Here is a 17,440-nt window from a genome sequence, read left to right on the forward strand (position 1 = left end):
ATTCGCGTGCGGCTTTCCACGTCAGCGAGTCTCCGAGTCGCAACCGGCGGCATTCGACGACAGGAATACGCAAACGCACGCGACGAACCACATGAACCTTATTGGCCACGTAGTCGAGTAGCTGCCGATTGCCTGCCACCTGTTGCGGGTTGTAGCGAACCAATCTTTCCGAGACCAAACGGCGGCATGTTGACGTAAATATTCTCATAACAACCCGGCGACACCGCATACGTCTCATGCCAGATACCGACTGATCCGTCCGTTCCAATGGCCTTGTTGAAGGCCTGCCAGGCCGGCAAATGCTCTGATTCACGATTTTTGGCATAGGCCAGCAATTGATCTATCGAACGCCAATACTGCACCATGATCGTCGTACGGCTGAACCACATCTCCGCGTGGAGGAAGCCCAACTCTGGTTGACGATAAAGCTCCTTTATCATCCGTGGCATTGCGGTGGCGACGGGCAACCATTTGTGTACCCTAAGAGGCTCATTGACTCTCATGCCAATTAAAAACACGACAAAATCGCCGTCAAACGTGGCTGTGACACGCGCTTTATTGATCATTGCGACCTATCCTCTCAAGAACTACATGTCGTTTTCCTCGCTTGCAGGGTGCCCGGCACTTACCGCGGTTGGGGACATCTATAGGCGTTGGGACGTTCCCTGCGTGCCGCAGGGGAGCGTACCTCAAAAATTTAGGCTGCGGTCGGAGCGTGCGACCGCTCAGCCGTTTCAAAGACTTACCATGGACGTCGACGGCCACCTGCATGCGAAAGCGGCTTCGCTCAATACACTCCTAGCCCGTCGTCGAGCGGCCGCTCCCGGACTGATTTGTGCGGTTGGGCTTGCAGCTTGTCAACGGCGCTTGTTGGTCGAACTGTGACGGTCGCAGCTGGTGGGATGGTCCGAAGTAGCCTGCTGGCCAGCAGGCTGCCTTCGTCTGTTCCGCATCCGGCGCAGGCGCGCACGCGATCATCTGCTGCGCGCGCAATAGTGGCGTAGCGCAAGCGGTGTCACCACCACCATGGAAGCAACGCACCGCCATCTTTGCGATCGGTGTGATCACCGGGGCGCCCCGCATCGCCGCCGTCGCGGTCCTCATCACGTTCTTCGCAGCGGCGCCCGGCTTTCGGCAGGCCGCTTACCTTGCGAATGTGCCCGGAGCCAGCGAAGAACAGATCGCCCTCGGGTCCAAACGCGAGCCCCCTGGGACCGCCTATGCTAGCTTGAGTGGCAAGGCCGCCGTCGCCGCCGTAGGAGTCCTGCCCGTTGCCGGCAATGGTTGTGATGATGCCGGTTTGCCTATTCACTTGGCGCACGCGGAAGTTGAAGGTATCGCTGATCGTCAGGTTACCCGCGCAGTCGAATGTGATATGCGTGGGGAAGTTCAATAACGCGTCGGTCGCCGGGACGCCATCGCCGTTATAGCCGGAGGGAGCCGGGGGCGCAGAAAAGAAGGCGAGGTGCTCTCCGGCCACAGTGGTAATGATGTTAGTCCTTCTATCCACCCGGCGAACATTTGCGAGACCGGGATCGACGATATAAAGTTCGCCGTGCGGGCCAAAGGCGAGCGCTGGGATGTAGCTAAAGCCCGCGCGGGTGGCCGGCCCGCCTTCGCCGCTGCCGCCGAGAAATGCATCGTGCCCATCGCCGACGACGGTCGTGATGATTCCCGTTTTGTGGTCCACGCGCCGGATGCGGTCGTCATCGCCGATATAGAGATCGCCTTCCCCGTTCAGAAGAACGTCGGTTGCAAGCATTATGGCTTGCGTGGCCGGGCCGCCGTCACCACGGTTAGGTACGCCGGGATTGCCCGGGCCGGCAACTGTGGTGATGACCCCGGTTTCCCGATCCACTCTTCGCACGCCAACGCCGAAATCGCCAATGAACACGTTCCCTGCTCGGTCAAGGGCAACCCCTGTCGGATAGCTGAGCATGGCCTGCGTCGCGGGACCGCCGTCGCCGCTGTAGCCAGCTTGCCCGGTGCCGGCAATGATGGTAACGGTTCCGCTCGCGTGATCGATGCGGCGAACGACGCGAAATGTCGGTTCGGCAATGTATATGTTTCCCCATCGGTCCAGCGCGATGGCTTCTGCGGCGATTCCGGCCGCACCTACGCCGCCCTGACCGGGGCCCGCGACGGTGCTGATGATCTGCGCGGCGGCGGGGTTTGCCGTCGCAATTAGCAGCAGTGCGTAAAGGGCCCGCAACGTGACAGCGATGCTCGGACAGAGCTGTGTTCCGTGCGACATACATCCTCCTGTTCGGTGCCACCGAATTGTCACGACTATTCAAGGAAAAGTCGTTGTCGCGGAACGCAGGATGTTGTGACCAGGAAAAGCAAGCCCGAAAGCCCCCAAACCGCCCAACACTTCATCTTAGTAGTGCGTTTCGAAAAGCAAATAAATTTTTAGGCTCCTCCCTTCGGGACGGACGCAATTTGCCGTGCTGTTGGGAAACGGAAATAGCTGGGCTCGGGCAAGCTCAGCCAGAGCCGAACGCACGGAACACGCTGGACTGCGCCGCCGAGATGCGTTCTTATGGCGGCTGGTTTGAGCATTGAAGATTCGGTGGCTAAACGTGCTGAACCATCAGGCTTCGCGCCGTGCCATGGCGCTGCCTGACGATCGCGACCGGTTGAATCCGCCAGCCAAACCAGCCGAATGGCATGTGAGCAAATCTGTCCGACTCGGGGCATAAAGCGGACGCCCCTTAGCATGAACATCTATGGGTATTTACGGACCGGTGGCGCCGCGCACTTGTGGGTGCGGGCGCCATCAATGATCGTTTGCCGAGCGCAGTCGCTTGTAGCGATAAACCGTTCTATCCGTGCCGGCCCCCATGGGGAGCCACAATAGCGCCATGTGATAGCTCATATGGGTCCACGTGGTGAGCAGAATGTCGCCATTGCTCTCCAGCCTAACGGAACGGCCAGAAAAGGAGTAGTTCGGGCCAAATTCAGATCGTGACGATTGCTCCGGGGCGATCCAACTAATAGTCCCCGCCTCGCACGATACTTTGACTTGGCTGTTAAAGCGGGTTTTGATGCTCCCTAGTTCGGAAGTGCCGTAGTATGTCGTGACCGTGTAATTGCCGTCAGCATTCTTCCGGAAAGAAGTGGTATCCGGCGCAACGCGACGACCGTCCGTATCCCTCCTGTAGCTTGCGCGCATGGTCTGGGCTGCTTCAATGTTCTCTGCGTGGAATACTTCGTCCGTGAAAGGCAATACGCTCGGCCCGTAACCTTCGACGATCTGTCGTACTCTGCCTTCGTAAAGGCCACTCACGTCAGGGCATTCAGTTAACGGAACGGCTTGCATATTGTTGCTAGCGTAGTCGCGTGGCTCAGGCGCGGATGCGCACCCGCAACTCATTAGGCACGCGACAACGGACGCAATCATGCGAGACATCGGATGAAACCGCATGCTGCCGGAGCGACTCGACGTTTCTCGCGCGCCATCCACCGATGTGCGGGCACGACAAGCATTGCGTTGCCTTGAAAACAGATAGCCAGTCGCTCGTTCGAGTGTCACGCAACCTCCGCCATATGGTTCGATGAACTTGGGATTTTAAACGTCGAGGTCCCTCCATTGGCCACATCAGAGCCGGGAGCGGACAGTCGCGCACCAAAGGCCAGGGACGGTTCATGGCCGACTACCGCCCGTCCGCAGCCGGCCCTCTCCAGAACGCCGCGATGGACCGCAAAATAGCCCCAGGCAGGTTCGCTTAACGCAGAGCGACGCAGGACTATGACTGCGGGACAGAAACCCACGTAATCGATCAACGGTTTTCCGCCGCCGCTGTCAGCCCCTCCAACAGCGCCTTATGAAACGCCTGCGGGTCCTGCATCTGCGGCGCGTGCCCCAACCCCGCGAACTCGACCAGCGTCGCATGGGGAATCGCCTTCGCGGCCGCGCGGCCCAATTCGGGGTAATGGCCAATCTTCGCGCGCACCTCGGGCGGCGCTACGTCCTTACCGATCGCCGTCGTGTCCTTCTGGCCGATCAGCAGCAGCGTCGGCATGCCGAGCTGCCCCAGCTCATAGACGACCGGTTGCGTGTAAATCATGTCGTAGAGCAGCGCGGAATTCCACGCGACGATCTGCTTGCCCGGCCCACGATACATGCCCGCGAGCATCTGCACCCACGGTTCGTAGTCCGCGCGCCATTGCCCCGCGTAATAGGTCGCCTGCTCGTAGCGGCGAATGCCGTCCGCGGTAGTCTTCAGCTCCCGCTGATACCACTGGTCGACCGACAGCGACGGCACGCCCTTCGCCTTCCAGTCCTCGAGTCCGATCGGGTTCACGAGCACCAGTTGCTGCGTTTCGCGCGGATACATCAGCGCATAGCGGACGGCGAGCATGCCGCCCGTCGAATGGCCGACCACCGTCACCTCGCTGACGCCGAGCGAATCGAGCAGCGCATGCGTATTGCGCGCGAGTTGCTGGAAGCTGTACTGGTAATGCTCGGGCTTGCTCGATTTGCAAAAGCCGATCTGGTCCGGTGCGATCACGCGATAGCCGGCATCGCTCAGCCGGCGAATCGTCGCGTCCCACGTCGCCGAACAGAAATTCTTGCCGTGCAGCAACACCACGGTGCGGCCGTTCGCATGCGCGGGCTTCACGTCCATGTAGGCCATCTGCAAAGGCACGCCCTGCGAGGTGAATTCGAAGCGTTCGACCGGCGCCGGGTAGCTGAAGCCCTGCAGCTCGGGACCGTAGGCCGGGCCGGAATCGTCGAGCGAAGACGCGGCCGCGGCGCTCGCGGCGGTCGGGCTCGCCTCGCTGACCGGCGCGCCCGCCGGCGTGGCGGCCACCGCGACGGACGCCGCGCACAGCATCGCACAGGAGCAGACACTCGACAGGGCAAGCAGGAATGGGCGGTGAAGATTCATCGGGATGCTCTGCAAAAAACGCAATAGGGATGCACGAGGCAGGGAGCGCACGATTCTACGATGCGCCGCCGAACTCCGCCGCCAGTCGCGCACTGCAGGCACGGCACCCGGCCGCGGCGAGATGGCATGCATATTGCGCCTTCTGGGCTCAAGCATCGTCCGCACACGACCTTGTGGCCAATGTGTTGCGCCGCACCGAAAAAAGCGCCGTAACAGGCGATCGTTCGAGGATGGTCCGCCACGCGGCCCCCGCAATAAACATTATTCGCTCGCGTCCAATCGGTGCTAGAACTGACTGACGGACCCGCGAAAACAGGCAGCGAAGAACGGCAATGCGGCACGACTGCCAGGCAGCCCGAATCATCAGCGGAGAGGAAGCGACCAGATCACCCCGGGGGTATATCAATCAAGCAACCATCTTGCATGCGGTCGGAGTGAGTGCTGAAGGGTCACTCCGATCGACAGGAGACAAATATGAATACTCCGGCACGGCTGAACGACTTACAGCGCACTACCCTCGCGATCGTCCTCGCCGGCGGACGCGGTACCCGGCTCGGACCGCTCACGAACAAGCGCGTGAAGCCGGCGGTGCACTTCGGCGGTAAATACCGGATCATCGACTTCGCGCTGTCCAATTGCCTGAATTCCGGCATCCGCCGCATCGCGGTGGTCACGCAGTACAAGGCGCATTCGCTGCTGCGGCATCTGCAGCGCGGCTGGAGCTTCCTGCGCGGCGAGATGGGCGAGTTCATCGACCTGTGGCCCGCGCAGCAGCGCGTCGAAGGCGCGCACTGGTATCGCGGCACCGCCGACGCGGTGTTCCAGAACCTCGACATCATCCGCTCGATCCGCCCGAAGTACGTGGTCGTGCTCGCGGGCGACCACATCTACAAGATGGACTACACGCGCATGATCGCCGATCACGCGGACAGCGGCGCCGACTGCACGGTCGGCTGCATCGAGGTGCCGCGCATGGAAGCGGTCGCGTTCGGCGTGATGGCGGTCGACGAAAATCGCCGCGTGACCGGCTTCGTCGAAAAACCGGCCGACCCGCCTGCGATACCCGGTCGCCCCGACACGGCGCTCGCGAGCATGGGCATCTACGTGTTCAGCGCCGACTACCTGTACACGCAGCTCGAAGAGAACATCGCCGCGATCGATACCGATCACGACTTCGGCAAGGACATCCTGCCGCGCGTCGTCACGCAAGGCGTGGCGATCGCGCATCCGTTCAGCATGTCGTGCGTGTCGTCGGACCCGAGCGTCGAGCCGTACTGGCGCGACGTCGGCACGATCGACGCGTACTGGGCCGCGAACCTCGACCTCGCGTCGACGATACCGACGCTCGACCTGTACGACGAGTCATGGCCGATCTGGACATACCAGGAGCAGTTGCCGCCCGCGAAGTTCGTGCGCGACATGAAGGGGCTGCAGGGCTCGGGCAACAATCTGATCGTCTGCGGCGGCTGCGTGATCTCGGGCTCGCAGATTTCGCGCTCGGTGCTGTCTTCGAACGTGAAAGTGAGTTCGTTCTGTAATATCAATGAGGCAGTGTTATTGCCGCAGGTCACGGTCGGCGCGAGTTGCCGTCTGCAGAAGGTCGTGATCGACCGTGGCTGCACGATTCCGGAAGGCACGGTGATCGGCGAAGACCCGGCGCGCGACGCCGAGCGCTTCTATCGCACCGACGAAGGCGTCGTGCTGGTCACGCAGGAGGCGTTGCGCAAGCATCCGGAGTAGCGTGCCTGCCGCATGCCAGCGCCGGCGGCCACGCGCCGCCGGCGCTGGCTTCGCCCGAACCACCGCTGACTATTTGCCGACCCCGAGCAACCCTGCCACCCCGACAGAGACCCGGCCTATGACGATTCGCGCCCTGCACGTCGCAAGCGAGCTGTATCCCCTCCTCAAAACGGGCGGTCTCGCCGACGTCGCGGGCGCGCTGCCGTCCGCGCTGATCGAGCGCGGCGCCGACGTGCGCGTGCTGCTGCCGGGCTTTCCGGCCGTGCTCGCCGGCCTGCGCGATCTGCAGCCGGTCGCGCAACTGGGCAGCCGCTTCGGCGCGCCGAACGTGACGCTCGAACGCGGCACGCTGCCCACCAACGGGCTCGCCGTCTACGTGATCCGCGCCGCGTCGCTGTACGATCGCCCCGGCAACCCCTATCTGAACGACGAACACGTGCCGTACGGCGATAACGCACAGCGTTTCGCGCTGCTCGGCTGGGTCGCCGCGCAACTCGCGCAGCAAATGGACCCAACGTGGTCGCCGCAAATCGTCCACGCGCACGACTGGCACGCGGGGCTCGCGCCCGCCTACCTGAAGGCCGCCGAACGCCAGCACGGCCGCGCGCCCGCGCGCAGCGTGTTCACGATCCACAACCTCGCCTACCAGGGGATTTTTCCCGCGCATCAGTTCGGCCTGCTCGGCCTGCCGCACGATTTCTTCAACATGCACGGCGTCGAGTTTTACGGTCAGTTGTCGTTCCTGAAGGCCGGGCTCTACTACGCCGACCGCATCACGACCGTCAGCCCGACCTACGCGCGCGAAATCCAGACGCTCGCGCACGGCGGCGGCCTCGATGCGCTGCTGCGCCATCGCGCGCACGATCTGAGCGGCATCCTGAACGGCGTCGACTACACGGTGTGGAATCCCGCCACCGATACGCTGCTCGCGACGCACTACAGCGCGTCGAGACTGGCGGGCAAGCTCGCCTGCAAGGAAGCGCTGCAAAAGCGCTTCGGCCTCGCGCAGAGAAGCGACGCGCTGCTGTTCGGCGTCGTCAGCCGGCTGACCGAGCAGAAAGGCCTCGATCTGCTGCTCGGTGCGGTGCCCGAGATCGTCAAGCGCGGCGGGCAACTGGTCGTGTTCGGCACCGGCGATCCGGCGCTCGAGAATGGCCTCAGGATGGTCGCGCAGGCGCATCCGGAATCGGTCGCGGTCGAGCTCGGCTTCGATGAAACCCTCGCGCATACGATCATCGCCGGCAGCGACGTGGTCGCGGTGCCGTCGCGCTTCGAGCCGTGCGGGCTCACCCAGCTCTATGCGCTCGCCTACGGGTCGCTGCCGCTCGTGCACTGCATCGGCGGCCTCGCGGATACCGTCGCCGACGCATCGCTCGAAAACCTCGCCGACGATTTCGCCACCGGCTTCGTCTTCGAACGCTTCGATCCGAAGGGACTCGCCTCGGCGATCCGCCGCGCGTTCGCGCTGTACGGACGCCGCACCGAATGGAAGGCCACGCAGCGGCGCGCGATGCGCCAGGACTTCGGCTGGGGCGCGTCGGCCGACCGCTATCTGGCCTTGTATCGCGAGCTCACCCCGTCTGAAGCATCCGCCGCACGCTGAACTGTCAGCCTTCGTTAATCTTCACGCGCGTTTGATGGTTCGGCGCAACAGCACGGGGACGGATCAACTCGCGGCTGTCAAACTCCTGTATCGTTTGCTAACTTGCCGGCTATGCAGTTCGTGGGTTTTTCCTGCACCATCTGTATCAGGCATGTCTGCCGCGCGGCGCCCGGGCCATCGGCCAGCCCGCGCGAGCCTCCCCTTCCAGTGTTTTTTGATCGCGCATGACCGGTCGCGCGAGCCTTACCATGACGAAAAACGTTCTGAGCATCCAGTCCCATGTCGTGTTCGGTCACGCCGGCAATAGCGCGGCCGTGTTTCCGATGTGCCGGCTCGGCGTCAACGTGTGGCCGCTCAACACCGTGCAGCTCTCGAATCACACGCAATACGGGCACTGGAGCGGCAGCGCGATCGACGCATCGCAGATGGAAGATCTCGTCGACAGCATCGGCGCGATCGGCATGCTGCCGCGCTGCGACGCAGTGCTCTCCGGCTATCTCGGCACGAAGGAACAGGCGCAGGCGGTGATTGACATCGTCAAGGCCGTGAAGGCGGCCAATCCCCGCGCCTGGTACTTTTGCGATCCGGTGATGGGCGCCACGGGCGGCTACAAGGTCGAGCCGGGCATCCAGGAATTCCTCGTGAAAGAAATGCCGCAAGTCGCCGACGGGATCGCGCCGAATCACATCGAATTGCAGCGCCTCGTCGGTCGCGAGATCGAGACGCTCGAGGAAGCCGTCACCGCGTGCCGCGAGCTGCTCGCGCGTGGGCCGAAGCTCGTGCTCGTCAAGCATCTGCTCGATCGCAACAGCCCCGCCGACCGCTTCAACATGCTCGTCGTCACTGAGCGCGAAGCGTGGATGGGACAGCGTCCGCTCTATCCGTTCGCGCGCCAGCCGGTCGGCGTCGGCGATCTGACTAGCGCGGTCTTCGTCGCGCGCACGCTGCTCGGCGATTCGATCCGCTCGGCCTTCGAGCACACGCTCGCCGCGGTCAACGCGGTCGTCAAGGCGACCTGGCAGGCCGGACGCTATGAACTCGAACTGGTGGCGATGCAAAATGAAATCGCCCAGCCGCGCGAGTGGTTCGATGCGTGGGTCGCGGAGACGGCTTAGATAACTTAGGCACGTCGCTCGTTGCCGAGCGCCCTCGCCAGCACCCCGCTGGCGGCCGTCCTATAATGCCTGCCGCATGGACCAGGGCTTGCGCCCTCGCGCCACGGCATTTTCAGCATCCGGCATTCAGCAGACGAGGCATTCGATGGACGGTTATATCCGCAGCGAGCGGGAAGAATTTTTTGAGCAGTTGTGCATCAGCGTCGACGCGGACGAAGCGCACGAACAGGAAGCGATCGAGTTCTTCGAGAACCAGTTCGACCAGCCCGACTTCGATCCCGCGCAATGGCTCGATATCGCGCTCTACTACTCGGCCGCCGTCGCGCGCGGCATCGTCGACATGGTGACGGCCGACGACAAGGCACGCAGCAACATCGCCGAAATCATCGCCGACAATCTCGACATCTCGTACGGCGAGGACGAGTGCCAGCAGTTCGCCGAGACGATCGAATTCGCGCTGAACAACGGCGTGCCGGTCGATCTCGACGTGGTGCTCGACGGCTGCCAGCGCGCGATCGACGATCTCGACACGTGGGCCGACGAAGACACGAAGGCGCCGCTTTTGCGTCTGCGTGAAGAGCTGCTGCGTCAGCAAGGCGAGCGCTAGGCAAAAGGTTCGAATCTCCTCCGACAACGCAACGCCGCAACACCGGCCGGCGCGCTCGCGCCGGCTTCTTAAGCATATGCCGTAATCCGCAGCCGAAGCGGACCTTCGCACGGCAAGCCAGCTTGCACGCCTGACGCACGCTCCATGTGCACCACATGCACCTGCTGCGGCTTATGCCGAAATGCTCATCCAAAACGCCACGAATTGCCAAGACGAAGGCAATTTGGCTTTCTATATTCGCCCCAGATTGACGTCGCGAACACGCTGCGAGGCTCACCGCCAGTGCGCGTATTCCAGCATTGTGAGCGGCGATCGATCCTTCGTAGTCTTGCGATGCGCGAGGGCTTGCCTCGGCCTCACGTGTCGTACCGCTTTGCTGCCGTACCGCTTTCATAACAACCGTCGATGCAAGGAGAGACCATGAGTCTTCGCAACACGCTGAAACCGCTGGCCATGCTTGTGGGTGCGATGTTTGCCGTCGCGCCTGTTGCCAGTTTCGCCGACGACCTGCCGGTCAAGATCGGCTTTGCCGCGCCGCTGACGGGCGCCAATGCCGGCTACGGCAAGGATCTGGAAAACGGCGTGCGGCTCGCGATCGACGAAGCCAACGCGCAGAAGATCAAGATCGGCGACAAGGTCGCGCATTTCGAGATCGTCTCGCAGGACGACCAGGCCGACCCGCGCGTCGGCGTGCAGGCCGCGCAAAAGCTGGTCGACTCGGGCGTCGCGGTGGTCGTCGGCCACTTCAACTCGGGCACGACGATCCCGGCCTCGCAGGTCTACGAGCAGGCTGGCATTCCGGTGCTCGATCCCGCCGCGACGAATCCGATCATCACGGGCCGCGGCTTCGCGAACACCTTCATGGTGATTTCGACCGACGCGCAGAACGCCGGCAATGCGGGCGCCTATGCCGTCGAGGTGACGAAGGCCAAGCGCATCGCGATCATCGACGATCGCACCGCGTTCGGCCAGGGCGAAGCCGACGAGTTCGAGAAGGCCGTGAAGGCGCACGGCGGCAACATCGTCGCGCGCGAATACACCGACAACCACGCGGTCGACTTCAGCACACAGATCACCAAGTTCAAGGCCGCCAACGCCGACCTCGTGTTCTTCGCCGGCCTCGACAGCCAGGCGGCGGGCTTCGCGCGGCGCATGAAGCAGCTCGGCCTGAACGCACAGCTGATCGGCGGCGGCGGCGTGATGGACGAGGACTTCATCAAGCTCGCGGGCGATGCGTCCGACGGCGCAATGGCCTGGGAATACGGCCGACCGCTTGCGCAACTGCCGGGCGGCAAGGACTTCAACGCGAAGTTCAAGAAGCGCTTCGGCGCGGATGTGCTGTCGTATGCGCCATTCGGCTACGACGGTGCGTGGGTCGCGATCAGGGCGATGCAGCAGGCCAAATCCGACTCGCCGAACGTGTACCGTCCGGTGCTCAAGTCGATCGACTACGACGGCGTGACCGGCAAGATCTCGTTCGACAGTACCGGCGCGTTGAAGAGCGGCGCGTCGACGCTGTATCAGGTGAAGAACGGCGCGTGGGTGCCGATCGTGACGAAGAGCGGCACCTAAGCTCCACGTCCGGTAAATCGTGGCGGCCCTGCCCGGCGCGTGGCCCGCGCCGGGCGCGCTACTGCCGCGCGCTCGCCGCCCGGACGACCACTTCGGCATCGAGATCGCGCTCGATGCGCACGAGGGCGTCGCGAATCGCCGCGAATTCGGTTGGCGTACACATCCGATGGCCGAACGCGGCTCGCAGATGCCGGTTGACCTGCAACGTGCGCGTCGCCGGATCGAAGACGTAGCGCGACGCAAACGTGAGCAACGGGTCCTCGACCGTGCTGTCGGTCGGCAGGTCCGTCACGCGCACGAAGCGCGGCAAGCTCATTTCCAGCGTTTCCTCGAACTCCCCGCCGATGCACGCCCAAGGCTGCGTTCTGACGGGCTCCGCGAGCCACGCCTCGACCTGCGAGCCAATGCCGCCGGCGAGGCTCGTGAGCGCCCGCACGGCGGTCGTGCCGTCCGGCCAGATCAGATGCGGCACGCTGCCCTGCATGGACGTCGCGAACGGTCCGCCGGTCACGGCGACGTCGTCGGTCTGCAATTGCGCGGAGCCGTGCAAGCCCGTTTGCAGCAGACGCCTGGCGGCAAGCTGCTGCGCGCCCTGGCGCGTCGCGCGGCGGAACGTGTTGCGTTCGAGCTCCGCGGTATAGCCCCGATCCTCGACGCGGTACGCATAATGTGCGGTGCCGTTTTCGTCGATGTCGATCTGCACGCGCGCCTTGCGTTCGCGCCGTTGAGTGGCCGGCGTGCGCGCGAGCACGCCGTCGTCGACGAGCAGCACCGGCCGGTCCATGACGCCGCCAGGCAGATAGCCGAACGCGGTGCCGCCCGCCGTCGTGTCCGCGAATTGCGCCAGCTCGGGAATCCAGATGATCGCGTGATTGATCGCGCTCGCGCCGTAGCCGGGAACCTCGGGCAACCTGTAGTACGGACCGAGATTGAGCAGCACCGGCTCGCTGCGAATGCCGGCGGCCGCGAGCAGCGCGCCGTATAGCGCGACGTGGTCCTTGCAGTCGCCATAGCGGTTGCGCAGGATGTCGGCCGCCTTGTGCGGAATCGTCGCCGTCTCGCCGAGAAAAAGCGCGACGTAGCGGATGTTCAGACGCATCCAGTCGTACAGCACGCGGGCTTTGTCGCGAGGATCGGTGAGACCTGCCGTCAGTTGCCGCGCGAGACTGATGATCGCGGGATCGTCGCGGGTCGCGTCGTTGTCGGCGGGACCGCGATAGCGCGCGGCGAAGCTCGCGAAGTCCGGCACCGTCGACACCATCAGCCGGTCGCCCCAGTTCGCGTAGCCGACCGCGCCCGCTTCGAGCCGCGCATAGGGGCCGTGCCGGTAGTCGAACTCGTAGCGCGTGCGGCCGTTCGCGGTGACGGGCGGTAGCGCGACGTAGCCGCGCGCGTCCGCATAGAGCGGCACGTCGGCGGGAAGATCGAAGATCAGACGCTGCTCGTCGACGGGCTCGAGCGACGGCTCGACCAGATAGGCGAAGGTGCCCGCTTGCAGCGCCTTCGCGCGGGTCTTGCGAAATTCCAGGTGCACGCGCGAGCCGGTCGTGACGCCGGGGAAGATCACGGTGCGCAACACACCGTCCTCGAAGCTCGGCGCGCCGGACGAGCGCGGCTCCTGCACGTCGCGGATTGCCTCTGGACCGACCGCATGCGCGGTGCCGTCGGGGTCGATCGTTTCGGCGGCCAGCAGTTGCACCTGCTCGATGTCCTTGTTGAACCACACGTAGCGTTGCGCGATCGCGTCGACGCCGCTGGCCGTGTCCGCGCGCATCAGCGTGTCGTCGTGTTCCTCGACGGAACCGTCTTTCTGGATCACGAACAAATGGACGTCGCGCTCGATCGTCGCAGGGGCACGTTCGTTGGCGGAGGTGGCGATTTCGCCGGCTGCCGCGCAAAGCGGCAAGGCGATGCCGTTCGCGGCGGATAGCGTGGCAAGCAACGCCGCGACGCGCACGCTGCGCACGCGGCACGCGAGCCCGATCATCGCGATCGACGTGTGCGCCAACGTGACGACGATGTTGCCCAAGATCCACCTCGGCCAGGTTCGTGTCGTCGTTGTAGCACATCGCCGACCCGTGCGTTTCGGGCCGGAGTCGCCGTTGCCGCGTCGAGCTCGAGCGGCATCGAAGTCACAGGCGCACCCGCGATGCAGCGGCCGCCGTCGATCGTCTTCACTCGCCGTCGTCGAGCTGGCTCAGCAGCGCCTGCAGTTTTTCCACGTGTCGCAACAGCATGTGCCGGTGCTTATCGATCTGTTCGAGCCGGCCCTCCAGGTCGGCTTGAATGCGGTTGTCGAGTTCGGCCGCGGCCATGACGTCCTCGACCTTCGCGCGCATCGATGCGAGCTCCACCGGCGCGTGCAGCAGGTGCCGCTCGAAGCGCCGCACTTCCTGCGTCGCGAGATCGCGCACCTTGCGAAAATGCGCGTGACGGCGGTGCGCCTCGACATCGAGCGTTTCTTCCTCGAGGCGTCGCGCGGGCGGCGGCTGCCCAAAAATCGGCTCGGGCCGCAACACCGTCTTCTTGCGCACCGGATGCGCGGTGCCCCGAAAGCGCGCAAGCGGCAGCTCGTTGTCGATCGCCTCGCGCGCATTCGGCGGGATCTCCTGACCGGTGTGCGGCACGTTCATCCAGCCACCCGGCAAACCGGTGACGGCCTCGACGCCGCGCACGAATTCCTCGCTGAATTCGCGTTGCCCGGACAGCATCAGCTTCAGGTAGCTCGCGGAAAACGTCATCATGCGCGCGAGCCGGCTCGCGGCGCCGACCTCGCTGGTCAGCAACACCAGGTTCGCGCGCCAGACTGGCAGCAGCAATTCGTCGGAATCTTCCATCGCTGGGTCTTCCATCTTTTCGCCTGATGAATCGATAACCGCGTCGCGCACGTCATCGTTTTGAAAGGGTAGTCGTCGTGCGGTGTCGCGTGCAATGCCGCGATGCCGCTTTGCGTGCGCTGGGGCCCAGATGCCGAAGCTACACATTTGACACGGTACACACCGGCCAATTCAGCGCAAAGTGCGTTGAAACAGGGCTTATGACACATCGCGTGTTGCATTGATACACGTATTCGCCCGCCGTTCCTACCTGCGGCCGCTTCATATGGCATGCTTGCATGCCGATGCGGCACGCGTCGTGCTGCATCGGTTGCTCCACAACACTGACTTAAGGGTTTTGTAATGAAGAAAATCGTTCTCGCCATCGCCGCGGCCGTTGCCACCCTGAGCGCGATCGCTCCCGCTCAGGCCAATGAGCATCACCTCGAGTGCCATAAAGTGCACGTGCATCATCATTGGGAAAAGCGCTGCCACTAATGGCGGTGAAACCGTGTCCGATGGACGCGGTGCACATCAAAAAGCCCTGCTTTCGCGGGGCTTTTTTTCATGGCGCGCCGCGTCGTGAAACCGCCGGCGCGCGATACGCTGTGCGCGCTCGACGCTCAAACCATTCCATATGAACGCGCCGGCACGCAATCACGGACACATGCTGTTACACCTTCGCGATACGCTGACCGATGCAGGCCGACGCGGACCGCGATGCCGCGCGTTCTTGCAGCAATCGTGATCCGCGTGGTGACAAAGGAATACACGAAGCGAAGCGGCGCGTTTCGTCATAACCGTCATCGCGACGCCCGTCAGGACACCTTTGCTTCAGGCGGATTTCACGCGAGCGAGAGCCGTCGTTACCAGCGCTTCGAGCAGCGGCTCGACCTTCGCGGCTAGGTGTTCATCGTATGCATAAGGCAGGCGCTCTTCCATGTACGTGATCTGCGACAGTTCGAGTTGCACCGCATGCACGCCCTGCTCGGGCTGCCCGTATTGCCGCGTGATATAGCCGCCCTTGAAACGGCCATTCGCGACCGCCGTATAGCCGCCGTGCCGCTCGACCAGCGCGGCCAGTTCGTCAGCCAGGCCCGGCGCGGCGCTCGCACCGTTCGACGTGCCGAAGTTGAAATCCGGCAGACGTCCGTCGAAAAAACGCGGCACGCGCGAGCGGATCGAATGCGCTTCCCACAGCAACACCTTGCCGTGCTTCGCCTTCAGCGCCGCGAGCTCGCCGGTCAGCGCGTCGTGATACGGCTTCCAGTACGCGTCGCGACGGCGCGCGATCTCGGCGTCGTCGGGCAGATGGCCATTGCGATAGAGCGGCTCCTTCTCGAACGTATCGACCGGCAGCAGACCCGTAGTGTCCTGCCCCGGGTACAGGTTCGCGCCGTCGGGCGGACGGTTCAGGTCGACCACGTAGCGCGCGTAGGCCGGCGTCAGGATCGACGCGCCGAGGCGCTTCGCGAATGCATACAGGCGATCGAGATGCCAGTCGCAATCGTCGGTGCGTTGCGCGACCGGTGTCATCGTCACGGCGATGTCGGCGGGGATTTGCGTGCCCAGATGCGGGATCGAGATCAGCAGCGGCAGGCTTCCCTGATGCAGCGAGAAAACCGGCGTGAGGTTCGAAGCAGTCATGTCAGTCCGGAATCAGTGGGATCGGAGAATCAGTTCGGCGGGTCATGGCCGTTATTTGAGCAGTTCCGCGAGCGCCGCGCGATAGCGCGCATAGGCACCCTCTTCATCGCGATGCCGGCGATCGTCGACGAGCTTGACGCCGCCCGCGTAGACGTCGCGGATCGGCGTATCGCCGTGCTCGCAGAATACGACACTTGACAGCCACGCCTCGCGCTCATGCCCGGCGATGCTCGTATGGTCGGCGTCGAGCACGAGCCAGTCCGCGCGATGGCCCGGCTGCAACGCGCCGACCGCGCGGCCGGTCGCACGCGCGCCGCCGTCGAGCGCGGCCGCGTACAAACGATCCGCGACATGCGGTGCTTGCGCCGACGCCAGCACGTTGCGCTGCCGGCGCGTCAGACGCTGGCCGTATTCGAGCAGACGCAACTCGGCGCGCCAATCGACGCCGACATGGCTATCCGAGCCGACGCCGATGCGGCCGTGCGCGTCGAGATAGTCTTGCGCGGGAAAAATGCCGTCGCCGAGATTGGCCTCGGTGGTCAGACACAAACCCGCGACCGCGCCGCTCTTCGCGAGCGCGAGCGTTTCATTCGCATCGACGTGGGTCGCGTGCACGAGACACCAGCGGCTGTCCACATCGAAACGATCGAGCAGCCATTGCACCGGCCGCGTGCCTTCGGTTTCGAGGCACGCGTCGACCTCGGCGGTCTGTTCGGCGATATGGATGTGGACAGGCACGGTTGCGTCGATGCCGCCGAGCAACGTGCGCAGCGACGCCTCCGATACCGCGCGCAGCGAATGCGGCGCCACGCCGTAACGCAGCGCCGCATGTTCGGGGCGCGCGGCGCGTAGCGTGCCGAGCAGATCGAGCAGGCTCTCAGGCGTATTGATGAAGCGCCGCTGATCGTCGCGCGGCGCGCGCGCGCCGAAGCCGCTGTACTGATACAGCACCGGCAGCATCGTGATGCCGATACCGCTCGCCGATGCCGCGTCCACCACGCGTTGCGCAAGCTCGGCCTGATTCGCGTAGCGCTGGCCGTCCTGCGCGTGGTGCACGTAGTGAAACTCGCACACCGACGTATAGCCCGCCTTCAGCATCTCGATGTAGAGCCACTGCGCGACGCTCGCGAGGTCTTCCGGCATGATGCGCGCGGCAAAGCGATACATCAGGTCGCGCCACGACCAGAAGTTATCCGTCGCGTTGGCGCGATATTCGGTGAGCCCCGCCATCGCGCGCTGAAACGCGTGCGAGTGAAGATTCGGCATGCCTGGCATCAGCGGGCCCGCCGCCTTCGGCACACCAGCCGGCGCCTCGGGTCGATCCGTCGTGACAGCGGTCAGCGTGCCGTGAGCGTCCCATTCGAGCAGCACGTTGCGGCGCCAGCCCTCAGGCAGATACGCGTCAGCGGCGAACAGCGATTGATTGGATTGCGTCATCTCTCAGG

Annotated in this window: 14 protein-coding genes; 6 read left to right on the top strand and 8 right to left on the bottom strand. The window is 64.0% G+C overall.

Translation table 11 applies throughout. From position 1 onward, the window contains the following. Positions 1–98: 98 nt before the first annotated feature. The 4 genes from OKW44_RS28890 to OKW44_RS28905 form a co-directional block, all read right to left on the bottom strand. On the bottom strand, positions 99–566 hold the full coding sequence (locus tag OKW44_RS28890) for a DUF4188 domain-containing protein (RefSeq protein WP_018418540.1): 468 nt from the start codon (positions 564–566) through the stop codon (positions 99–101). 449 nt (positions 567–1,015) lie between these two features. Further along, on the bottom strand, positions 1,016–2,254 hold the full coding sequence (locus tag OKW44_RS28895; RefSeq protein WP_018418541.1) for an NHL domain-containing protein: 1,239 nt from the start codon (positions 2,252–2,254) through the stop codon (positions 1,016–1,018). 525 nt (positions 2,255–2,779) lie between these two features. Beyond that, on the bottom strand, positions 2,780–3,322 hold the full coding sequence (locus OKW44_RS28900) for a hypothetical protein (protein ID WP_018418542.1): 543 nt from the start codon (positions 3,320–3,322) through the stop codon (positions 2,780–2,782). Positions 3,323–3,782: 460 nt separating this feature from the next. Further along, on the bottom strand, positions 3,783–4,895 hold the full coding sequence (locus tag OKW44_RS28905; RefSeq protein WP_035470118.1) for an alpha/beta fold hydrolase: 1,113 nt from the start codon (positions 4,893–4,895) through the stop codon (positions 3,783–3,785). A 474-nt stretch (positions 4,896–5,369) separates the two neighbouring features. Between OKW44_RS28905 and glgC the strand changes: the two genes are divergently transcribed. The 5 genes from glgC to OKW44_RS28930 all read left to right on the top strand — a co-directional run bounded on the left by glgC (position 5,370) and on the right by OKW44_RS28930 (position 11,532). Continuing rightward, positions 5,370–6,635: a glucose-1-phosphate adenylyltransferase gene (gene glgC, locus OKW44_RS28910; RefSeq protein WP_018418544.1), complete on the top strand. Its 1,266-nt coding sequence runs from the start codon at positions 5,370–5,372 to the stop codon at positions 6,633–6,635. A 118-nt stretch (positions 6,636–6,753) separates the two neighbouring features. Continuing rightward, positions 6,754–8,238 carry a glycogen synthase GlgA gene (gene glgA, locus OKW44_RS28915; RefSeq protein WP_018418545.1) on the top strand — a complete coding sequence of 495 codons (1,485 nt, stop codon included), beginning with the start codon at positions 6,754–6,756 and terminating at the stop codon, positions 8,236–8,238. 248 nt (positions 8,239–8,486) lie between these two features. Then, entirely contained in the window at positions 8,487–9,353 is an 867-nt protein-coding gene (pdxY, locus tag OKW44_RS28920) for a pyridoxal kinase PdxY (protein WP_026225483.1), read from the top strand. Between the two features lie 145 nt (positions 9,354–9,498). Next, positions 9,499–9,960 (top strand): hypothetical protein, encoded by a 462-nt coding sequence (locus tag OKW44_RS28925; protein WP_018418547.1) that lies wholly within the window; start codon positions 9,499–9,501, stop codon positions 9,958–9,960. A 420-nt stretch (positions 9,961–10,380) separates the two neighbouring features. Further along, positions 10,381–11,532, top strand: coding sequence for a branched-chain amino acid ABC transporter substrate-binding protein (locus OKW44_RS28930; RefSeq protein ID WP_018418548.1), 1,152 nt, complete (start codon positions 10,381–10,383; stop codon positions 11,530–11,532). A 58-nt stretch (positions 11,533–11,590) separates the two neighbouring features. Here OKW44_RS28930 and OKW44_RS28935 read toward each other — a convergent pair whose 3' ends face one another. Beyond that, positions 11,591–13,519, bottom strand: a complete 1,929-nt coding sequence (locus OKW44_RS28935) for a DUF3857 domain-containing transglutaminase family protein (RefSeq protein WP_051103755.1) — start codon at positions 13,517–13,519, stop codon at positions 11,591–11,593. A gap of 187 nt (positions 13,520–13,706) precedes the next feature. Then, positions 13,707–14,369: a hypothetical protein gene (locus OKW44_RS28940; protein WP_018418550.1), complete on the bottom strand. Its 663-nt coding sequence runs from the start codon at positions 14,367–14,369 to the stop codon at positions 13,707–13,709. Positions 14,370–14,711: 342 nt separating this feature from the next. Here OKW44_RS28940 and OKW44_RS28945 point away from each other — a divergent pair, with 342 nt between their 5' ends. Further along, complete coding sequence (locus OKW44_RS28945; RefSeq protein WP_260328236.1) at positions 14,712–14,846, top strand: hypothetical protein; 135 nt, start codon at positions 14,712–14,714, stop codon at positions 14,844–14,846. A gap of 336 nt (positions 14,847–15,182) precedes the next feature. Here OKW44_RS28945 and hutG read toward each other — a convergent pair whose 3' ends face one another. Further along, positions 15,183–15,995 carry an N-formylglutamate deformylase gene (gene hutG / locus OKW44_RS28950; protein WP_018418552.1) on the bottom strand — a complete coding sequence of 271 codons (813 nt, stop codon included), beginning with the start codon at positions 15,993–15,995 and terminating at the stop codon, positions 15,183–15,185. Positions 15,996–16,046: 51 nt separating this feature from the next. Continuing rightward, positions 16,047–17,432 carry a formimidoylglutamate deiminase gene (locus OKW44_RS28955; protein ID WP_018418553.1) on the bottom strand — a complete coding sequence of 462 codons (1,386 nt, stop codon included), beginning with the start codon at positions 17,430–17,432 and terminating at the stop codon, positions 16,047–16,049. Positions 17,433–17,440: the final 8 nt, after the last annotated feature.

It is taken from the genome of Paraburkholderia lebeckiae (assembly GCF_050436325.1).
Lineage (GTDB): Bacteria > Pseudomonadota > Gammaproteobacteria > Burkholderiales > Burkholderiaceae > Paraburkholderia > Paraburkholderia tuberum.

What these genes read in the sequence shown, in the direction of transcription:
- OKW44_RS28890 (WP_018418540.1), bottom strand. Translation starts at nt 566, where the DNA reads ATGATCAATAAAGCGCGTGTCACAGCCACGTTTGACGGCGATTTTGTC.
- OKW44_RS28895 (WP_018418541.1), bottom strand. Translation starts at nt 2,254, where the DNA reads ATGTCGCACGGAACACAGCTCTGTCCGAGCATCGCTGTCACGTTGCGG.
- OKW44_RS28900 (WP_018418542.1), bottom strand. Translation starts at nt 3,322, where the DNA reads ATGCAAGCCGTTCCGTTAACTGAATGCCCTGACGTGAGTGGCCTTTAC.
- OKW44_RS28905 (WP_035470118.1), bottom strand. Translation starts at nt 4,895, where the DNA reads ATGAATCTTCACCGCCCATTCCTGCTTGCCCTGTCGAGTGTCTGCTCC.
- glgC (WP_018418544.1), top strand. Translation starts at nt 5,370, where the DNA reads ATGAATACTCCGGCACGGCTGAACGACTTACAGCGCACTACCCTCGCG.
- glgA (WP_018418545.1), top strand. Translation starts at nt 6,754, where the DNA reads ATGACGATTCGCGCCCTGCACGTCGCAAGCGAGCTGTATCCCCTCCTC.
- pdxY (WP_026225483.1), top strand. Translation starts at nt 8,487, where the DNA reads ATGACGAAAAACGTTCTGAGCATCCAGTCCCATGTCGTGTTCGGTCAC.
- OKW44_RS28925 (WP_018418547.1), top strand. Translation starts at nt 9,499, where the DNA reads ATGGACGGTTATATCCGCAGCGAGCGGGAAGAATTTTTTGAGCAGTTG.
- OKW44_RS28930 (WP_018418548.1), top strand. Translation starts at nt 10,381, where the DNA reads ATGAGTCTTCGCAACACGCTGAAACCGCTGGCCATGCTTGTGGGTGCG.
- OKW44_RS28935 (WP_051103755.1), bottom strand. Translation starts at nt 13,519, where the DNA reads ATGATCGGGCTCGCGTGCCGCGTGCGCAGCGTGCGCGTCGCGGCGTTG.
- OKW44_RS28940 (WP_018418550.1), bottom strand. Translation starts at nt 14,369, where the DNA reads ATGGAAGATTCCGACGAATTGCTGCTGCCAGTCTGGCGCGCGAACCTG.
- OKW44_RS28945 (WP_260328236.1), top strand. Translation starts at nt 14,712, where the DNA reads ATGAAGAAAATCGTTCTCGCCATCGCCGCGGCCGTTGCCACCCTGAGC.
- hutG (WP_018418552.1), bottom strand. Translation starts at nt 15,995, where the DNA reads ATGACTGCTTCGAACCTCACGCCGGTTTTCTCGCTGCATCAGGGAAGC.
- OKW44_RS28955 (WP_018418553.1), bottom strand. Translation starts at nt 17,432, where the DNA reads ATGACGCAATCCAATCAATCGCTGTTCGCCGCTGACGCGTATCTGCCT.